Source organism: Actinopolyspora lacussalsi subsp. righensis (assembly GCF_900116555.1).
Taxonomy (GTDB): Bacteria; Actinomycetota; Actinomycetes; order Mycobacteriales; family Pseudonocardiaceae; genus Actinopolyspora; species Actinopolyspora lacussalsi.
On the sequence record NZ_FPAT01000001.1, the window covers coordinates 394,199 to 411,316 of the forward strand.

The 17,118-nt window shown below is 67.8% G+C and carries 17 protein-coding genes; 8 read left to right on the forward strand and 9 right to left on the reverse strand.

The genetic code is table 11. From position 1 onward, the window contains the following. Positions 1 to 205 precede the first annotated feature (205 nt). Both BM394_RS01790 and BM394_RS01795 read right to left on the reverse strand, forming a co-directional pair. Positions 206 to 952 carry a lipoate--protein ligase family protein gene (locus BM394_RS01790; protein ID WP_092973038.1) on the reverse strand — a complete coding sequence of 249 codons (747 nt, stop codon included), beginning with the start codon at positions 950 to 952 and terminating at the stop codon, positions 206 to 208. Positions 953 to 1,098: 146 nt separating this feature from the next. Next, positions 1,099 to 1,539, reverse strand: a complete 441-nt coding sequence (locus BM394_RS01795; protein WP_139235110.1) for a hypothetical protein — start codon at positions 1,537 to 1,539, stop codon at positions 1,099 to 1,101. Positions 1,540 to 1,749: 210 nt separating this feature from the next. Between BM394_RS01795 and BM394_RS01800 the strand changes: the two genes are divergently transcribed. Continuing rightward, entirely contained in the window at positions 1,750 to 2,430 is a 681-nt protein-coding gene (locus BM394_RS01800) for a hypothetical protein (protein ID WP_092973042.1), read from the forward strand. 115 nt (positions 2,431 to 2,545) lie between these two features. Here the strand turns inward: BM394_RS01800 and BM394_RS01805 are convergent, their stop codons facing one another. After that, the gene (locus BM394_RS01805; protein ID WP_092973662.1) at positions 2,546 to 3,307 is read right to left on the reverse strand and encodes a spermidine synthase; all 762 of its coding nucleotides are present in this window, start codon (positions 3,305 to 3,307) and stop codon (positions 2,546 to 2,548) included. A 556-nt stretch (positions 3,308 to 3,863) separates the two neighbouring features. Further along, entirely contained in the window at positions 3,864 to 5,438 is a 1,575-nt protein-coding gene (locus BM394_RS01815) for a GAF domain-containing protein (RefSeq protein ID WP_245779912.1), read from the reverse strand. Between the two features lie 249 nt (positions 5,439 to 5,687). Between BM394_RS01815 and exaC the strand changes: the two genes are divergently transcribed. The 5 genes from exaC (at position 5,688) to BM394_RS01840 (ending at position 11,403) form a co-directional block, all read left to right on the forward strand. Then, positions 5,688 to 7,211 carry an acetaldehyde dehydrogenase ExaC gene (gene exaC, locus BM394_RS01820; protein WP_092973044.1) on the forward strand — a complete coding sequence of 508 codons (1,524 nt, stop codon included), beginning with the start codon at positions 5,688 to 5,690 and terminating at the stop codon, positions 7,209 to 7,211. Beyond that, positions 7,211 to 7,597: a DUF779 domain-containing protein gene (locus tag BM394_RS01825; RefSeq protein ID WP_092973046.1), complete on the forward strand. Its 387-nt coding sequence runs from the start codon at positions 7,211 to 7,213 to the stop codon at positions 7,595 to 7,597. Before exaC ends, BM394_RS01825 begins: the two co-directional genes overlap by 1 nt. 275 nt (positions 7,598 to 7,872) lie before the next feature. Then, entirely contained in the window at positions 7,873 to 8,472 is a 600-nt protein-coding gene (locus tag BM394_RS01830; protein WP_092973048.1) for a DUF6245 family protein, read from the forward strand. 186 nt (positions 8,473 to 8,658) lie between these two features. Then, positions 8,659 to 10,518 carry a DUF2339 domain-containing protein gene (locus BM394_RS01835; protein WP_092973050.1) on the forward strand — a complete coding sequence of 620 codons (1,860 nt, stop codon included), beginning with the start codon at positions 8,659 to 8,661 and terminating at the stop codon, positions 10,516 to 10,518. Positions 10,519 to 10,581: 63 nt separating this feature from the next. Further along, complete coding sequence (locus BM394_RS01840; protein ID WP_092973052.1) at positions 10,582 to 11,403, forward strand: SAM-dependent methyltransferase; 822 nt, start codon at positions 10,582 to 10,584, stop codon at positions 11,401 to 11,403. A gap of 76 nt (positions 11,404 to 11,479) precedes the next feature. Here BM394_RS01840 and BM394_RS22235 read toward each other — a convergent pair whose 3' ends face one another. Next, a complete protein-coding gene (locus tag BM394_RS22235; protein WP_139235111.1) occupies positions 11,480 to 11,791 on the reverse strand; it encodes a hypothetical protein in 312 nt (103 codons plus the stop codon). On the opposite strand from BM394_RS22235, the gene BM394_RS01845 reads away from it, so the two are divergent. Further along, positions 11,781 to 12,227, forward strand: coding sequence for a DUF4232 domain-containing protein (locus BM394_RS01845; protein WP_092973666.1), 447 nt, complete (start codon positions 11,781 to 11,783; stop codon positions 12,225 to 12,227). The two genes, BM394_RS22235 and BM394_RS01845, sit on opposite strands and share 11 nt — an antisense overlap. 128 nt (positions 12,228 to 12,355) lie before the next feature. On the opposite strand, the gene BM394_RS01850 is transcribed toward BM394_RS01845, so the two are convergent. Further along, positions 12,356 to 12,802, reverse strand: coding sequence for an RrF2 family transcriptional regulator (locus BM394_RS01850; protein ID WP_092973054.1), 447 nt, complete (start codon positions 12,800 to 12,802; stop codon positions 12,356 to 12,358). Between the two features lie 143 nt (positions 12,803 to 12,945). On the opposite strand from BM394_RS01850, the gene BM394_RS01855 reads away from it, so the two are divergent. Continuing rightward, on the forward strand, positions 12,946 to 14,067 hold the full coding sequence (locus BM394_RS01855) for an NADH:flavin oxidoreductase (protein ID WP_092973056.1): 1,122 nt from the start codon (positions 12,946 to 12,948) through the stop codon (positions 14,065 to 14,067). 213 nt (positions 14,068 to 14,280) lie between these two features. On the opposite strand, the gene BM394_RS01860 is transcribed toward BM394_RS01855, so the two are convergent. The 3 genes from BM394_RS01860 to BM394_RS01870 all read right to left on the reverse strand — a co-directional run bounded on the left by BM394_RS01860 (position 14,281) and on the right by BM394_RS01870 (position 17,082). Further along, on the reverse strand, positions 14,281 to 15,309 hold the full coding sequence (locus tag BM394_RS01860) for a pyridoxal-phosphate dependent enzyme (protein ID WP_092973058.1): 1,029 nt from the start codon (positions 15,307 to 15,309) through the stop codon (positions 14,281 to 14,283). Then, complete coding sequence (locus BM394_RS01865; RefSeq protein ID WP_207227312.1) at positions 15,230 to 16,138, reverse strand: GHMP family kinase ATP-binding protein; 909 nt, start codon at positions 16,136 to 16,138, stop codon at positions 15,230 to 15,232. Before BM394_RS01865 ends, BM394_RS01860 begins: the two co-directional genes overlap by 80 nt. Before the next feature lie 125 nt (positions 16,139 to 16,263). Continuing rightward, complete coding sequence (locus BM394_RS01870; protein ID WP_092973061.1) at positions 16,264 to 17,082, reverse strand: Rossmann-like domain-containing protein; 819 nt, start codon at positions 17,080 to 17,082, stop codon at positions 16,264 to 16,266. Positions 17,083 to 17,118 lie beyond the last annotated feature (36 nt).

Here is a 17,118-nt window from a genome sequence, read left to right on the forward strand (position 1 = left end):
CGGAAGACTAAATGTGACCCACAACGCAACACAAGCGGTTGCGTAGATCGAACGAACATTTTTTCCGAATAAGCTTGTGCGCTGCTGATATTCAAACGCAAACGCTTGCGTTCGGACGACACAAGAGGGACGTGAACCACGTGGACGGGTAACGAAGTGGTACCGACGACGGTTAAATGCCGTCAATTGGCCGAACGGATGAGATTCAGAGTCGGTGGTCGTCGACCAGCTCACGCGCCGTCGTCAGCACGGACTCGTCGAGGTCCGCCCGCGTGAGGCCGAAACGGTCCTCGTAGGCGTCGAGAATCCCGCGTTCGAAGGTGTCGAGGTCGACCTCGGGTGCCTCGGCTCGAACCGAGCCGACCGAATCGCCGTCGAAGTCGAGCCCCAGTGCTCGATACACCTCGGTGAGCAGCGGACGCAGCACCTCGTCCCCGTCGAAGACCGCCACCGCGCTGAACAACCAGGCACGCCGCAGGATCCGTTGCGCCGTGCCGACGAGCTTGACCCGTCCGCGCGCGTTCACGCTGTGGGCTCCCGGGCAGTACTCGCCCGGCACGGCACCGACCCGCGCGTCCACGCCGTACTCGGCCAGCAGCCCGGCCCACATCCGGGCATAACCGTCGAAGCGCTGCTCCATCCCGGCCAACGAGTCCGCCTCGGCCGCGATGTGATCGACCACCAGCGAATCGGAGGTGTAGGCCACCGCACGTCCACCGGGAGCCCGCACCACCGGCGTGAAACCGGCGTCCCGGACCAGGGCGACCGCCTCGGAAAAACCGGGACGCAACGTGTCGCGTCGCCCGAACGCCACGGTGGGGGTGGTGGGCCGGTACACCCGCAGCGCCGAGCCCGCCGCACCGTCACTCGCCCGCCGGACGAGGGCGTGCGCCAGTGCGACCTCGAAGGACTGGCTCGTGTCCCCACCCAGCGCTCCGTGATACAGCTCCACGTGCCAAGCCTACGCAACGAGCGGAGCGGACACGGCGAGCCCCAGTCGACCACGCCGAGGCGGGGATTCCAGGCGGATCGCACGCCGGAGGAACGGGCATCTCCGGGCGCGGCAGCACGACGATGCGGCGGGGCGCGAAATTCGCACTACCGTCGGTGGTTCAGTTTCGCGCGTTCCCGCCCCGAGTCGACGGGGGCGACGTGATCCAGCCAGTCGAAGAACTCGTTTCCCGCCGTGCGCAACGCGTCGAGGAGCGCGTCTTTCGGTGCGGCAGCTGTTCGCTTCTCCTCACCCGCTCGTACGGACACCACCACGTGCTCCCGGGGAATGTTCCGGAAAGACAGTTCGACGGGCTGATCCGGAAAATACGTGCCGCCGTCCTTCCCATCGACAAGGTCCTCGACAATGTCGGCCAGGTATCCCCACAAGTGATCCACATCGTCCCACAGGGTCGTGTCCAGCACCTCCACGCCCCACACCGTGAGCACGATCGCGCCCTCGACGTACTCACCACGCCGTGTTCGCGCGGTTTCGTCGAGAGCGCCGAAAGTTCCGTCACGCCGCCGAAGCAGGGTTTTCGCCATCACCGGAAGCACCGTCGATCACTCCCAACGGGAAGAGCGTCGTCTTGTGCGGACGGAACTTACGCTCTCACACCGGAACGCTGCCAGTCACTCCAAGCAATTGCCGACACTAACGTGTGTAACCAATCTTAACACGAAAGGGCTAAATTTATGCGTTGATTCCCAACACTCCTAGTGGCTGTCGCAGGATTTCTCCGACGAAAGGAGGAAGTCATGGCACCAGAGTTCCGAAGCCGACCGGACGGCACGAAGTACCCGATCCGGGGCGGGAACGGCAAGGGGAAGGCGACAGTTGTAGCGGGCGGCGTGGCGCTGGCCGTGTGGGCGACCGGAGGTGGCACCGGTGGCGTGACTCTCGGCGGTTCGGGAACGACCACGGCCAGCATGTCCACCGCGGACACGGCCGTGGTCCGTGGTATCGGGAAGAACCTCTCGAAAGCACGACGGGACGTGAAACGAGGTAACCGCGAACGCGCCTGGAAACGGCTCGGACTTCGCCGGGGACGCCGCGTCACCAGGAGTGCCGTGGAATGTGTGACGAGTACCTACGGGCAGGTACGGGAATTCTTCGTCCGGACACCGTGCCGAGATCTGCGACGGTTCCAGTTCCCCGTGGAATACGACAGCGGGACGATCTCGGTGCTCGTCTCACGCGTCCGGATGCGTTCCAGTGCCGCAGCGCGGGATTTCCGCTCCCTGATCGACGAACACGGCACCGGAGACATCCATCCCGTCCTGTCCACGGTGCGCTTCACCGGGCATCACTACGACTCGGCCCCTCGCCGCGACACCGTGTTCGTGGCCGAGACCGAGTCCCGCACCGGCAACGTGCCGGAACCGGTCCTCGACACGACCGCGGAAGCAGCCGCCGCACTGGCCAGAAGTGCTGGATGAACTCCAGCGGGGTCGCCACCGCGACCATCGACATCGCCTTCGCACGGGTGAACGCACCCGTGCGAAGCGACCCGACAACGCTTCGGGCCCCCGGAGAAGCACTCGGTGCGGAACCTCACGCGAGGTGTGCGCCGGTATCTCCGTCCGCCTGCCGTTCGAGGTGTCCCAGTACGGCGGTGTAGACGGTGTTGCTGGACTCCCCGCCGGTGTAGGGGTTGTCGAACGTGACGACGTGCGCCCGAACGGTGTCGAAGACTTCCGAAAGAGCCGCGGTGAACTCCTCCCGCGGCGGATCGTCCGACCAGAGCGCGAAGACCCCGCCCGGTTCGAGATGATCCGCGAGTCGACGCAACCCTTCGGGCTCGTAGCACCAGGCGTGGCTCGGATCCAGCACGTGCGTCGGCGAGTGATCGATGTCGAGCAGCACGGCGTGGAACCGTCGTCGCGGCGCATCGACGTCGAAGCCGGATCCGGCACCCACCATCGCGAAGAAGTCACCGTGCACCAGCCGGGTCCGCGGGTCCGAGGTCAGTTCCGTGCCCAACGGCAGCAGCTCGCGACGGTGCCACTCGATGACCTCGCCGAGGGATTCCACCACGTGCAGCGAGCGCACCCGCGGTTCTTCGAGAGCGGCTCGGGCGGTGTAGCCGAGCCCTAGACCACCCACCACCACGTCGAGCTCGGCCGCGGGCGAGGCGGCCAGTCCGAGCCGCGCGAGTTCGACCTCCGCCACCGTGAACAGGCTGGACATGAGGAACTCCTCGTCCAGTTTGATCTCGTGCACGTCCCGTTCCAGCGAACGGTCCCAACGACGGCGCAGGCTGATCACACCGATCGACGTCTCACGCCAATCCAGTTCCTCGAAGCGGGCACTCACCAGTGGCATCCCTTCCGTGTGATAATTCCGGGTTACCGACCGATGCGGTGGGACGGGCACCACGCTGATGTCGGGTACGTGAGACGGGTACCGCCAAGATCTCGGCAGCAGCATACGCACACCGCCACGTCTTCGTCCGGCCCGGTTCGTCACGGTGGGAAAGTCTCCTACCCGTTCGCCGCGACGTACTCCGTAGTCACCTGCCCGGACGGGCGTGCGAATCCCTGCCTCTGGACATCACCGAAGCCGGGCTCAACGTCAACATCACCGGTGACCTGCCGTCGGGAACAATGCCGCCGCTGAGGATTATCGGCCCGCACCCAACCTTCACTCGGCACACGCCCAGCCACACACCGCACGGTGGTGGTCATGAACGAACCCGAACCGACATACCAGGGGCGCGAGCTGCCCAGGCCGCAGGCGAGGTCGTCGACCAGGGCCCGGGCTTCGACCTCGGTACGCTGCTCAGCCGTAGGGGCACGTTGCGGCTGCTCGGGCTCGGCGCGGCGGGAGCGGCGCTGACCGCCTGCGGCACCGGTTCCGGTGACTCCAACGGTCACTGCTCCCGCAGCAGCCGGGCGAGCCGCGCCCGGGTTCCGGCACGTCGCCAGTCGCCCCGGGCCAACAGGCTCAACAGGTGCTCCAGCACCTCGATGTCGTCCCTGCCGTGCTCGGTGCTCGCATAGCTCCACAGCAGATCGGGGTCCTCGCTGCCCAGCACCGCACCGCGCAAACCCGCCGCGAGTTCCTCCCGCTCCTCCCGAACCACCGGGGCCTCCGAGCCCGGCAACAGCCCGGCCCCGTGGAGAGCCAGCGCCGATCGCAGCGCTCCTTCGCACAGCGCCTGGCGCACGTCGTGGAAATCCGCTTCGATCGAGGCGTCGAGCCGATAGGGCTTCGTTCGCACGACAGCGCACCCGATCTGGTTGCGCAGTCGATGGATCTCGGCGCGAACGGTAACCGGGTTACCCCGCTCACCGTGCACGAGCAGGGCGAGCCGCTCGGAACTCACCCCGGCCGGACGCAGCGCCAACGCGGCGAGCAACTCGGCGTGCCTCGTTCCCAGCTCCAGCCGCTGCCCGTCCGACTCCGCGGTGGGGTATTCGCTCATCAGCCCGAGACGGAGCGTGTGCCGCACCGCCGCGGGAGCGGGGGTACGCGTCACTCCGGTCGTTCCGCCACGGGGTGACCGCTTTCGACGTGGCGCGCGCAGCAAGTAGCCCCCGGAGAGCGGTTCCAGCACGATCCGCCTGTCGTCCCCGACCGCGATCCCCTCTTCGGGCCGAGTCGGCTCGACCCGTTCGGGCAGGTTCAGCTCCCCGGAGGTCGTTTCGATCACATGACCTCGCGGACCGAGCAGCGCACCGGGTTCGCCGCGGAGCGCACGCAACGAGGGAAGGTGTCGCTGCCGGAGGCGTTCGTGCTCGCGGCGCATCCGATCGGTCAACCGGTTCTCCGCCAGCCGAGCCGCGGCCGTCACCAGCGCGGTAAGAGCCGGGTGCATGGTTCGCAGTGGTCCGCTGACGTCGATGGAGCCGAGGACCGCCCCGGTTTCCGGGTCGTGCACCGGGCTGGCCGCGCAGGTCCACGCGTGGTAAGTGCGCACCAGGTGCTCGGCGGAATGAATACGTACCGGTGAATCGGTGGCCAGCGTAGTTCCCATCGCGTTCGTGCCGATGGCGTCCTCGGACCAGCGTGTTCCCTCGCTGAGCAGGACGTCGTCGGCCTTGCGGCAGACCTCCGGATTCCCCTCCCGCCACAGGATGGTCCCCGCCGCATCGGTGACGATCATGATGTGCGGGGTGTCCCCGGCCGCTTCCAACAGTGTTTCCCGCAGCAAGGGGACGCATTCCGCCAGCGGGTGCTCCGCCCGGATCTCGGGGAGTGCGGCGGTTTCGAACTCGACGGGAGGCTGCCACCCGTTCGGGTCGATCCGCGCCGCCAGCGATCGCCGCCAGGACTCCACCACGACCGGACGCGGCGAGCACGTTCCCTTCCGCTTGCCGTCCACGCGCACGTCATCGGCTACATCACCTCCGAGCACGGCGGCGTGCACCTGTTCGAGCAACCGGGCCTGTCGCAACGGATCGCCTGATGATTCGTCGAAGTACCTCATGGAAATGTCGACCACGCGGGGCGCCTCGCGGAATGTTCGGGCACCGGATCCGACACCGGCGCGAGTCAACCCATGCTGCCGTGTGATCCGGACAACGGACAAGATGTCGAACGATCGAGGCAGCCGAGCGGGACGAGCTCGTCCACGCAACGTGTCCGCAACGTGCACGACTCTACGGTGCCGTGCGACGTCCCCGGGCCGTCCCGACGAGGGTGGCCGCTTCTCGGGGACCAACGAGTCACGACGCCGCACGGAGGTACGGACATGGGCCAATACGCAGCGCCGGGAACAGCTGGCTCGGTCGTCGAGTACCGATCTCGGTACGACCACTTCATCGGCGGCGCATACGTGGCGCCCGCCAAGGGGGGATACTTCGAGAATCCCACCCCGATCACCGGCAAACCCTTCACCGAGATGGCACGGGGCACCGCCGAGGACGTGGAGCGGGCGATCGACGCCGCCGAATCCGCGGTGAGTACCTGGGGCGGGAAATCGCCCGCCGAACGCGCGGGAATACTGCTGAGCATCGCCGAGCGAATGGAGCGGAACCTGGAGAAGCTCGCGGTGGCCGAATCCTGGGAGAACGGGAAGCCGGTACGCGAGACGCTGGCCGCCGACATCCCGCTGGCGATCGACCACTTCCGCTACTTCGCCGGTGCGCTGCGTGCGCAGGAGGGCACGCTGTCGCAGGTGGACGAGGACACGGTCGCCTACCACTTCCACGAGCCGCTCGGGGTGGTCGCACAGATCATCCCGTGGAACTTCCCGATCCTGATGGCGACGTGGAAGCTGGCTCCCGCACTGGCGGGCGGCAACGCCGTCGTTCTCAAACCGGCCGAGCAGACACCGGCATCCATCCACGTGCTGCTCGAACTGATCGCCGATCTGCTGCCCGCGGGGACGGTGAACGTGATCAACGGGTTCGGCGTGGAGGCGGGCAAGCCGCTGGCCTCCAACCCGCGGATCCGCAAGGTGGCCTTCACCGGAGAGACCACCACCGGCAGGCTGATCCTGCAGTACGCCAGCGAGAACATCATCCCGGTGACGGTCGAGCTCGGCGGCAAGAGCCCGAACATCTTCTTCAACGACGTCGCCGCCGCCGACGACGCCTTCTACGACAAGGCCCTCGAGGGATTCACCCTCTTCGCGCTGAATCAGGGCGAGGTGTGCACCTGCCCGTCGCGGGCGCTGGTCCAGTCCGGCATCTACCGGGACTTCACGGCCGACGCCGTGGCCCGCACCGAAAACATCACTCCCGGACATCCGCTGGACACCGACACCCAGATCGGCGCCCAGGTCAGCAACGACCAGCTGGAGAAGATCCTGTCCTACATCGACATCGGCAAGCAGGAAGGGGCCCGGATCCTCACCGGAGGTAACCGGGTGGAGCTGGGTGGTGAACTGTCCGGCGGCTACTACGTCGAACCCACCATCTTCGAGGGCCACAACAAGCAGCGGATCTTCCAGGAGGAGATCTTCGGGCCGGTAGTGTCGGTCACCTCGTTCGACGGCTACGAGGACGCGATGAAAACGGCCAACGACACGCTCTACGGTCTGGGCGCGGGCGTGTGGTCACGCAACGGCAACACCGCGTACCGCGCGGGCCGGGACATCCAGGCCGGTCGCGTGTGGGTGAACAACTACCACTCCTATCCCGCCCATGCCGCGTTCGGTGGCTACAAGCAGTCGGGCATCGGCAGGGAAACCCACAAGATGATGCTCGACCACTACCAGCAGACCAAGAACCTGCTGGTCAACTACTCGGAGAGCGCGATGGGGCTGTTCTGATGGACACACCGGCCCCTCAACGGGTGGCCGTGACCGACCAGGCGGCGGAACTCATCCGGCGTCTGGTCGAGCAGCACGGTCACGTCATGTTCCACCAGTCCGGCGGGTGCTGCGACGGCAGTGCACCGATGTGCTATCCCCACGGCGAGTTCCGCACCGGGGTCAACGACGTGCACCTGGGAGACCTCGAGGTCGAAGGTGTCGCCGAGGGCGTCGAGGTGTGGATGTCGGGACCGCAGTTCGAGTACTGGCGGCACACCCACCTGACCATCGACGTGGTCAGTGGTCGGGGTAGCGGCTTCTCGCTGGAGGCACCGGAAGGTGTGCGGTTCCTGCTCCGTTCACGCCTGCTCACCGCGGAGGAATTGGCCGGACTCGAGGTATGAGACCACTCCGGCCGGTCGGCTGGCCTCGCCGCACGGCAGTCGGCCGGCCGGGCGGCCCCGGTCAACTCGGACGCAGGGCTCGGCGAAGGGCTGCGGGGACGTGCCTGCGCGCACGCGGCCTCCACGCGCCTTCCCCGTCCCGAAACGAACTGCGTCACACTCGCGCGGGCCAAACCGGCTCCACTGCTCGGATCAGGTGGGGGGCCGCGAACACGACCCCGCCGAGCGCCCTCACCTCCAAGACTCGCACACGTGGACCGTTATGCTGCGCGACGATGAGCACCCCGTCCTCCTCGTCCGAAACCGATCAGCCCGCCACGGTCGACCAACTGGCCACCGCGCTGCAAGCGCTGGGTCACTATCGCGGGACGAACACCGCCGACGAACACGCGGCCGCGGCCGAACGGATCGGCGGCGAAGCGGTCTACCGCGCCTACCTGGCCAACGCGCTGCTCGGGGCCGCCCAGCTCGAAGCGATCCTGAACGAGTCCGGCGAATTCGACGCCGAACAGCGCACCGCCGTCTATCTGCAGCAGCAGCAAACCGCCGGGGTCGCGGGCGATCAGACCAGCATGCTCGAATTCCTGCGGTGGCAGTTGCTGCGGCTCGCCTCTCCACTGCGGGAGACCGCCCAATCCGAACAGGCGGGGCCGGTCCAGGTGGCCGCCGCGCAGACCGCCGAAGGGCTGGATCGGCTGCTGTCCGTGAGCGCGGCGAGCCAAACCCTCACCGAGCAGGCCGATATCGACTCGGTCGCCGAACAGCTCGACACAGCGCACCAGGCGCTGAGCAGCGCTGCCGAGAACATCGACCAGCTGCGCGCGCTGACCGAGCGGGCCCGCTCCGGATCGGACTCCGGGAGTTCCGAGTCCTGAAGCGGCCGAGGATGTCGCCCGCCTCCGGGACAGCCGCTCACGCGGGGACGAGAGAGCGCGCCAAGCGGCCTCCAGGACGGGGAAGGCGGAAACCACCGGGCGACGGCCGGGTACTCACGGACACGGCCGGAGATCTGAGTATTCGTACTGTTCCCTCCCCGGTGTCGTGCACAGCATTTTGGAGGCATGTCCGAGCCGGAGCACCCCACGCTGGAAGCGGTCGCCGCCGAACTCGCCGAGATGAGTCGACGGCTCGACGTCCTCGCCGGTGCCGTACATCTCCGGGGGAACCGGCCCGCAACACATGATTCCGGGGAACAGCGAATCCCCTACCCGTCCGCTTCGGCACCGCGAGATTCGACACCGCAGGCCCCACCACCTCCGCCGAACGTCGAACCCGCCCCGTTCGATCCGTCGTGGCACGCACAACCGGTACCACCCGCGGCCGTCATCACCGACGACGGGAAGCGGCGAACTCCGGAGTCCCGTTCCGTGGGGCACGGCTGGACTCCGAGCAGGCTGCTGGCCTGGATAGGCGGGGCGGTGACGCTGCTCGGCGTGGTCTTCCTGCTGGTGCTGGCGGTCCAACGTGGTTGGCTCGGCCCTGCCAGCCGCGTGCTCGGTGGTGCCGGTCTGGGAGCGGTGCTGCTGGCGGCGGCTTTCCGAGTACGCGGCAGACCCGGTGGCACGTCCGGCAGTTACGCGCTGGCCGCTACGGGGTTCGCCGTGTTGTACCTGGACACGGTCGCGGCCACCGTGCTGTACGACTACCTGTCGTTATTCGGTGGTCTCACCGCGGGGTTCGTCATCGCGGGCGGCGGATTGCTGTTGTCCGACCGGTGGCGTGCCCAGCCGGTGGCCGTGGGAGTCGTGGTGGGGTGCGCGGTGTGCGCGCCGTTGATCAACGGGGAGCCGAACACGACCCTGGTCGGCTTTCTGGCGTTGTTGCACCTGGCGGCGACCCCGGTGCAGCTCCGACACGGGTGGCGGCAACTGGCCCAGGTCGCCGCGTTGCCCGTGGTGATCGCCGCGATCCTCGCCGACGTCTGGGCGATGCTGACCGCGACCGACCACATCGCCGTGGTACTCGTGGTGAGCACCGCCTCGTTGCTGGGGATCGTGGTGGCCACGCTCACCGCCGTCCTTCGTCCGGACGACAACACCGCGATCGCGGCGTTGGTGGCAGCACCGATACCGGTCCTGCTGGCCACACCGCTGGTGCAGCGTCCGTTCGCGGCCGCGCTCGCGGCGGGCGTGGCGGTGGTGCTGACGATCCTGTGGGGCCTGCGATTCGTTCCGAGCGGGCGTCTCCTCCCGAACCAGCGTGATCGACTCCCGGCGAAGTTCACCACCGCGGCGGGCGGGCTCGCGGCGTTGGCCGCGATGCAGGCAACGATGATCTCGCTCGACTCCTCGGCCTGGGCCACGGCGCTGCTCTGCGAGGCACTGCTGTTGACGCTCGGGGCGCTGTGGCTGCGCGGCCCCGGTGTGCTGCTCGGGGCGTTGAGCTACGCGACACTCGGCACTGTCATGGCGCTGCACCACGACATCCCACCGTGGCTGCTGGTGCTGGTGTCGCGTTCCGCGGGTGTCGCCGGGGTTCTGGTGGGCGTGCTGACCGCACTGGTCGCGGTGGCGATTCCGCTCGCCGGGGTGCGCCTCGGCGTGCTGTCCCGCCCACCCTCGGCGAAGATCCTGTGGATCCTGTCCGGGATCCTGGTGCTGTATGGCACGGCCAGCGCGACGATGGCACTGGTGTCGCTGTTCCAGCAGGACCGTTCCGGGTTCCTCACCGGGCACGTATTGATCACGTTGAGCTGGGTCGTCCTCGCGATCGCGTTGCTGTTGCGCGGCATCACGCTGCCTTCGCTCCGTGTCGCGGGCATGGTGCTGCTTCCGGTGGCGCTGACCAAACTGTTCCTGTTCGATCTGGCCACTCTGGACGGTTTCGCGCGGGTGGTGGCGTTCTTGCTCACCGGCTTGGTGCTGCTGGCGGCCGGAGTGCGTTACGCGCGAGCGTTGAGCGACGACTCGCCGGTCGGATGAACTCGCACCTCGCACTCGGAGCAATATTGATCTTCGCTCCGTGCGGAGAGGTAGGCTGTCGGCATGTCGCACGATGCGGATTTGGCCGGCCAGGTGGAGGGCGCGAACCTCGACCAGCCCAACATCGCGAGGATGTACGACTACCACCTCGGTGGATCCGCGAACTTCGCCATCGACCGGACCGTGGCCGAACAAGCGCTGCGGCTCGTGCCCACGGAACGGGACTACTGCTGGGCCAACCGCGCGTTTCTGGGCCGCGCGGTCCGCCACCTGATCACCGAGCACGGGATCGACCAGTTCCTCGATCTCGGTTCCGGTGTGCCGACGGTGGGCAATGTGCACGAGATCGCCCACCAGCACGAGCCGTCAGCACGCGTGGCCTACGTGGACTGGGAACCCGTCGCCTGTCACCACGCGCGCCAGCTGCTCGGCGCCGACGAGCACCGGGTGACGGTGACCGAGGCGGACGTGTGCGAGCCCGAGACCGTGCTCAACGCTGTCGGAGTGGCCGGACTGTTGGACTTTGCCCGCCCGATCGCGGTGCTGGCGTTCGGGATCCTGGACATTCTTCCCACCACCGACGGGGCGGGACTGGTGTCCCGCTACCGCGAGGCGTGCACGTCCGGCAGCGCGCTGGCGCTGTCCAACAACGCCCAGCTCAGCCGTACCGACGAGGAGGTGGCGGCGCTGCGTTCCCTGCTGGCCGACACCTCCACGCCGAATCTGTACCTGCGCACCAGCGAGGAGGTCGCCGCGCTGCTGCCCGGCTACGAACTGCTGACCCCGGGAGTGGTGCCCGCGTCGCTGTGGCGCCCCGACCGGCACGTCACCGAGCAGGAGGCTCAGCGCGGCAACGTCTACGGCGCCGTCGGAATCCTGCCGTAGCTCCCGGAACCGCGGCCGAACCCGCGCGGGAGCACCACCGGAGATCTCGCTGCGCCTGCCGCTGCCACCGTGGTCATCACCGGCACACCGCTCGACAGCCACCGGCATCGAGCCGTGCGATCATGACCATCATGAGCCCCCGGTGGATCGTGACGCTGTTCCCGCTCGTCATGGCCGTCGTCATGACCGGTTGCGTCGCGCATCCGACACAACCCGCCGAGGAAACGTCGGAGCCCTCGTCGGCCGCGTTCACCTCCACCACCTCGGCCGTCGAGGATTCCGCCGGAACGGGTGTGGGATCAGCGAACGACGGGAGAGCATCCTCACCTTCGAGCGCACCTACGAACTCGTCGGCATCGGACTGCCCGGAAGCGGGTGTGCGTCTCACGACCGACCTGGTGGAAGTGGCGATGGGCCTGCGGCTGATGCACGTCGAACTGGCCAACTGCGGTGACCGGCCCTACAGGCTGAACGGCTACCCGCGTGTGCGCGTGCTGGACGAGCAGCGGCGAGCGTTGGACGTCCGTGTCGAGCGGGGATCGGCGGACATCGCGACCGTCGACGGCTTCGACACGCCGCCGGAAGCGATCACGGTGCGACCGGGCGAGCACGCCGAGGCCCAGCTGATGTGGCGCAACACCCACGCGAGCATGAACGCCCCGCAGGTCGGCGAGTACCTGAAGATCGCTCCGGCGCGGGACCGCCCCTGGCAGTCAGTGGTGCCGGTGGGCCGGGAACGGAACTCGCCAGAGCAGGAACGCGACGAGATCACCATCAACCTCGGCAGTACCGGCGAGCTCGGGGTCCGCGCCTGGTTCCGCTAGAACTCTCCCGGCGACGGAACGAGGTCGTGCGGACGGCCGATCGAGGTCGAGCACCCGGGACCGGCGAGCCGTGCGGGAGGTTCCGCCAGGCGAGCAGCCCCACAACCCTGCCGGAGAACTCCGACGAGCTATTCCCGCGTCGGCTCCCGGTCGAGACGTCGCATCTCGCGCACCCCGTCGGCGAGCGTGCGATCACCGAGCGCGTCGAGCACGGCCCGCTCCACGTCCTCGGTCAGCTCGGCGAAGTAGGCCTGCGCGTTCGCGGCGCCCCGGCAGTCGTGCTCACCGCCCGTGCGGCAGTTCCAGAGCGGTTTGTCGCCGGTCGAGCAGCGGTAGATCTCGGCCAGGGTGATCTCCTCGGCGGCCCGCGCCAACCGGGCTCCCCCCGTGCGCCCCTTGGTGCAGACGACGAGTTCGGAACGGGTCAGCGGGAGGAGCAGCTTGCGAACCAGGCTCGCGTTGGTGTCCATCCGCTCGGCGAGCTGGGCGGAGCTCAGGGTCGGATCCCCCTCCTCGTCGGCGACGGCGAGCAGCAACATCGCCATCAGTGAGCTGGAAAACCTGATGTCCAGCACGCGGGCAACACCTCCCTCCGTCGACCTCGGCCGAGCGCTCCCAGCGATCGACACCCCAGGTTAGCAACGCCACCGAGGTCCCTCACACCAGAAAGTGTATCTTTGTGAAGAACACTTTTCATGTAGAGCAGGAGGAAGATCGCATGTCCGCTCGCGCAGCGCAGGCACTCGCCCGTCCGTTCGCTCTCGGATCGATGGAGCTGCCGAACCGGTTGGTCATGGCACCGATGACCCGTGGTCAGTCACCCGACGGGATTCCCGACGAGAACGTGGCCGCCTACTACGCGCGGCGTGCCGCCGCGGGAACCGGTCTGATCATCACCGAGGGCACCTACATCGACGACCCCTCGGCCGGGGACGGCAAGAACGTGCCGCGGTTTCACGAGGAGGGCCCCTTGGCGGGCTGGCGCGACGTCGTCACAGCGGTGCACGAACAGGGTGGAAAGATCATGCCGCAGCTGTGGCACGTCGGCATCCAGCGCAGGGCGGGCAAGCCACCGGTTCCCGAAGCGCCCTCGGTCGGCCCCTCCGGTATCGCGCTGGACGGCACCCGGCAGGCGGGCGAGGATCTCTCCCTCGCCGACATCGAACGGCTCGTCGAGGCCTTCGCCGAAGCAGCAGGACAGGCCGAGCGCATCGGCTTCGACGGCGTGGAGCTGCACGGAGCGCACGGTTACCTGATCGACCAGTTCCTCTGGGAACGCACCAACCGACGTACCGACGCCTACGGCGGTTCCCCGGTGGAGCGCACCAGGTTCGCCGCCGACATTGTCGCTGCCGTGCGTGAGCGGGTATCGGCGGACTTCCCCGTGGTGCTGCGGTTCTCGCAGTGGAAGGCCGACAACTACGACGCCAAACTCGCCGAGACCCCGGACGAGCTGCAGCGGATACTCGCCCCGCTGAGCGAGGCCGGGCTCGACGCCTTCCACGCCTCCGGACGCCGCTACTGGGAACCCGAGTTCCCGGAATCCGACCCGGACCTCAACATCGGCGGCTGGGCCCGCAAGCTCACCGGCAAGCCGGTCATCACCGTCGGCTCGGTCGGGTTGGACGCGGTGTTCGACCCCGCCACCCTCGGCGAGGGCGCGGGCACCAACGTGGCCAGCGTCGAAGGGCTGGCAGAACGGTTGGAGCGCGAGGAGTTCGACCTCGTCGCGGTCGGCCGCGCCCTGCTGGCCGATCCGGAGTGGAGCCGGAAGGTGCTCGACGGCCGGGAGACGGAACTCGTCCCGTTCACCCGCGAGGCGATGAGCACGCTGTACTGAATCAACGGCCGGGTGAGTGGCGAGCTACGGTCGCGGCCCCATCGCGGGACACAGCGGCGGGCTACTGCCCGGAGGCCTCGTCGGAGCGCCGTGACGACGCTCCGGCGAGGCCTTGTCACACCGGCCGAACAGCCACGCTGACCGGATCAGTCGTCGTCGCTGTCGTCCTGCTCGCTCCGGTCATCACGATCATCTCGGTCGTCTCGGGGGGCGTCACGGGATGAAAACCCCATCGACGCGCGCGTTGGGCGGCCCTTCCGCACGGCCCCAGCACATCCGCGACCAGGGCATCTTGAGCTCCGTGGTGTCGACCGCCGAATGCGGTGCGAGCTCGGCGATGTCCCTCGCCGACTCGGCCCGGGAGAACACCGCCTCGTTGTAGCGGTGCCCGGTGTCGGCGGCGATGAACAGCACCGGCCCCGACGACCGGAAGTACCGCTCCCAGCGTGCTGCCAGGTACGCCGCGCCGCTGGACAACCCCGCGAACACGGCGTGCCTGCGCAGCAGGTCCGTGCTCGCCGACAGCGCGGTGTCGAAGGAGATCCAGTGCAGTGTGTCGTAGGCGGTGTGCTCGACGTTGCCGAACGGGATGGAACTGCCGATCCCGGCGATGATCATCTCGCTGTCGGAGACGTGTTCGGCGCCGAAAGTGATGCTGCCGAACGGTTGAACACCCACCAGTCCGACATCCGTTCCGGTCCCGCGGAGATACCTGGCCAGCGCCCCCGTGGAGGCGCCGGAACCGACGCCGCCGACGATCGTGAGTGCTTCACCGTCCAGTTCGGTGCGGATACGATCCGCGATCGGGCGATAACCGAGACAGTGAATGTCGTCGTGGTACTGCCGCATCCAGTGGTAGTGCGTGTTCTCGTCCAGCAGTTGTCGCACGCGACGCACCCGCAGACTCTGGTCGAGTTTGAGATCCGCCGACGGTTCGACCTGCTCCAGACGGCAGCCCAGCAGGACGAGTTGGTTGTACAGCGTGGAATCGATGGTCGTCGAGCCGACGATGTGGCACCCGAGTCCGTACCTGTGGCAGGCGAGCGCGAGCGCGTAGGCGTAGATACCGCTCGAACTGTCCAGCAGGGTGTCCCCGGGACGCACACGCCCCTGTTCGAGCAATCGCTCGACCGCCGTCAGGGCGGAGACGACTTTCATCGTCTCAAATCGAAGGCATACGAGTCCCCTGTCGAGCCGGATCAGATCGGGGCGTGCGACTGCGTCCGCGATGTGCTCGTCCATGATCACCATCACCGTTTCGGGAACGAGGCCGAGTGCTGAACACTCGCGTGCTGGGAATGTCGTTGCGGTCCAGTTCGAACAGGCATGCCCGGATCCGGTCTCCCGTACCGGGCTGGTTCGGGTCGAAGAGCAGACCCGCGACATTGCCGCTGTGGGCGATCTGCAGGCCGACGGCGCCGACCCGTTCGGCGATCTCCGCGAGTGAGTCCAGTTGGCTCTTGTCGAGGATGCGCTGGTTGTACCGGGCGCTCTCGGTGCTGACCCTGCCGAGTAGGGCGACGTCGGACCGGGCCACGGCTCGGCGCAGCAGTGCGCGCAGTCGTTCACCGACCCGCACGTCCCGGTCACGGATGTGGTGGGTACCCAACTCCAGGGTGTCGACACCGGTGGCGCCTTCGGTGAGGCATCCCACCACCACCGCCGGGGGAAGCCGGTCGCCGAGATCCTCGAGGACCCGCCCCTCCCGTTGCGCGAACAGCAGGGCCCTGTCGTCGAACATCAGCGGATCACTGGCGCGTTCGGCCGACACCGCGATTGTCGACACGGTCTCGGCGGGAAGGTGCACACCGTAGGCATCCACGACGGCGCGGATCGCGGCCAGCACGTCGGCACTCGACGACCCCATCCCGAGACCGTCGGGAACCTCGCTGCTGAGGAACAGTTGTCCGCCACACGGAGTTCGTGCCGTGGTGCTGCCACAGAGTTCGCAGGTCAGGATCGCCGCTCGTCGCGCCTTACTTCGGTCGTTCGGGCTGATGACCACGCTGTCCGCGGTCGTGTCGGGGTCGGGCACGAAGACGGCCCTGCTACGGGGGCCGGCCAGTGGCATGGTCACCAGAGCCCGACAGGCCGCTCCTCGGTCATCGAGGAAGGCTCCTTGCAGGATTTCACCGTGATGGCAGCTGGATTGCCCCGTCCCGGTGGTCGGGGGAGTTTTCCGGTCGGTGGGTGCGTTCATGACGAGTGGGCCGCGCGGTAGCGGTACAGGGTGGTGGGGTTCGAGTCGAACTGGGAGAACGGGAAGGGTTCGGCGGACAGTGCGGTGACGCCGGAACCGAGAAAGGCTCTCACGACCGCGGAACCCGACTGGGCGTAGACGATCAACGGCACGTTCCGCTTCTCGCAGTGGCGCAGAATTCCGTCGAAAGTCCCGTTGCCCAGTGTCATGCCGGTCGCCACGACGGCGTCGGCGGGTTCGAGCACTTCGCTCATGACCGAGGTGACCACTCCACCGTCAGCGGTGGTGTCGAGGTTGTAGTCACAGGGCAGACAGGCGCACCCCCGTTCCCGCAGCGCCGCGACGAGCGGGGTGACGACACCGATGAGCGCCACCTTGCTCCCCGGTGCGAGTTCGAGGAGCCCCGCGATCGCTTCGTCCCGGCTTCGGGCCCGTTGCTCGGGAGTGCCCGCGGGTAGGGTGACGGCTTCCGCGTCGGGACGGTCGCGGTGGTGCTCGGTCTCGGTGAGATATGCGTCGAGCGCGGCGATACGAAGTGGGAGCGGTGCGGCACGGAACAGGGTCGCGAGATCGCTGCCCGAGGCCCCGGAACAAGTGTCCGGATCGAGCTCGCCCGCTTCGAAGGCGCAGGCCCCGTACGACTGCCCGACCCGGACGAGGACGTAGCGGTTGCGGTAGACGGTGGTCGAGCCCGCCAGCCGAGTGCCGTGCTGGATCCAGAACACGCTGGTGGCGATCAGTTCGCTCGGGCGCGGTGACCCGGAACCACCGAGCACCTCGGTGAACAGGGCGTCAAGGGTCGCTGTTTCGGCCATGGTGATGTCTTTTCCTGAATCGGAGGGACAGACGGT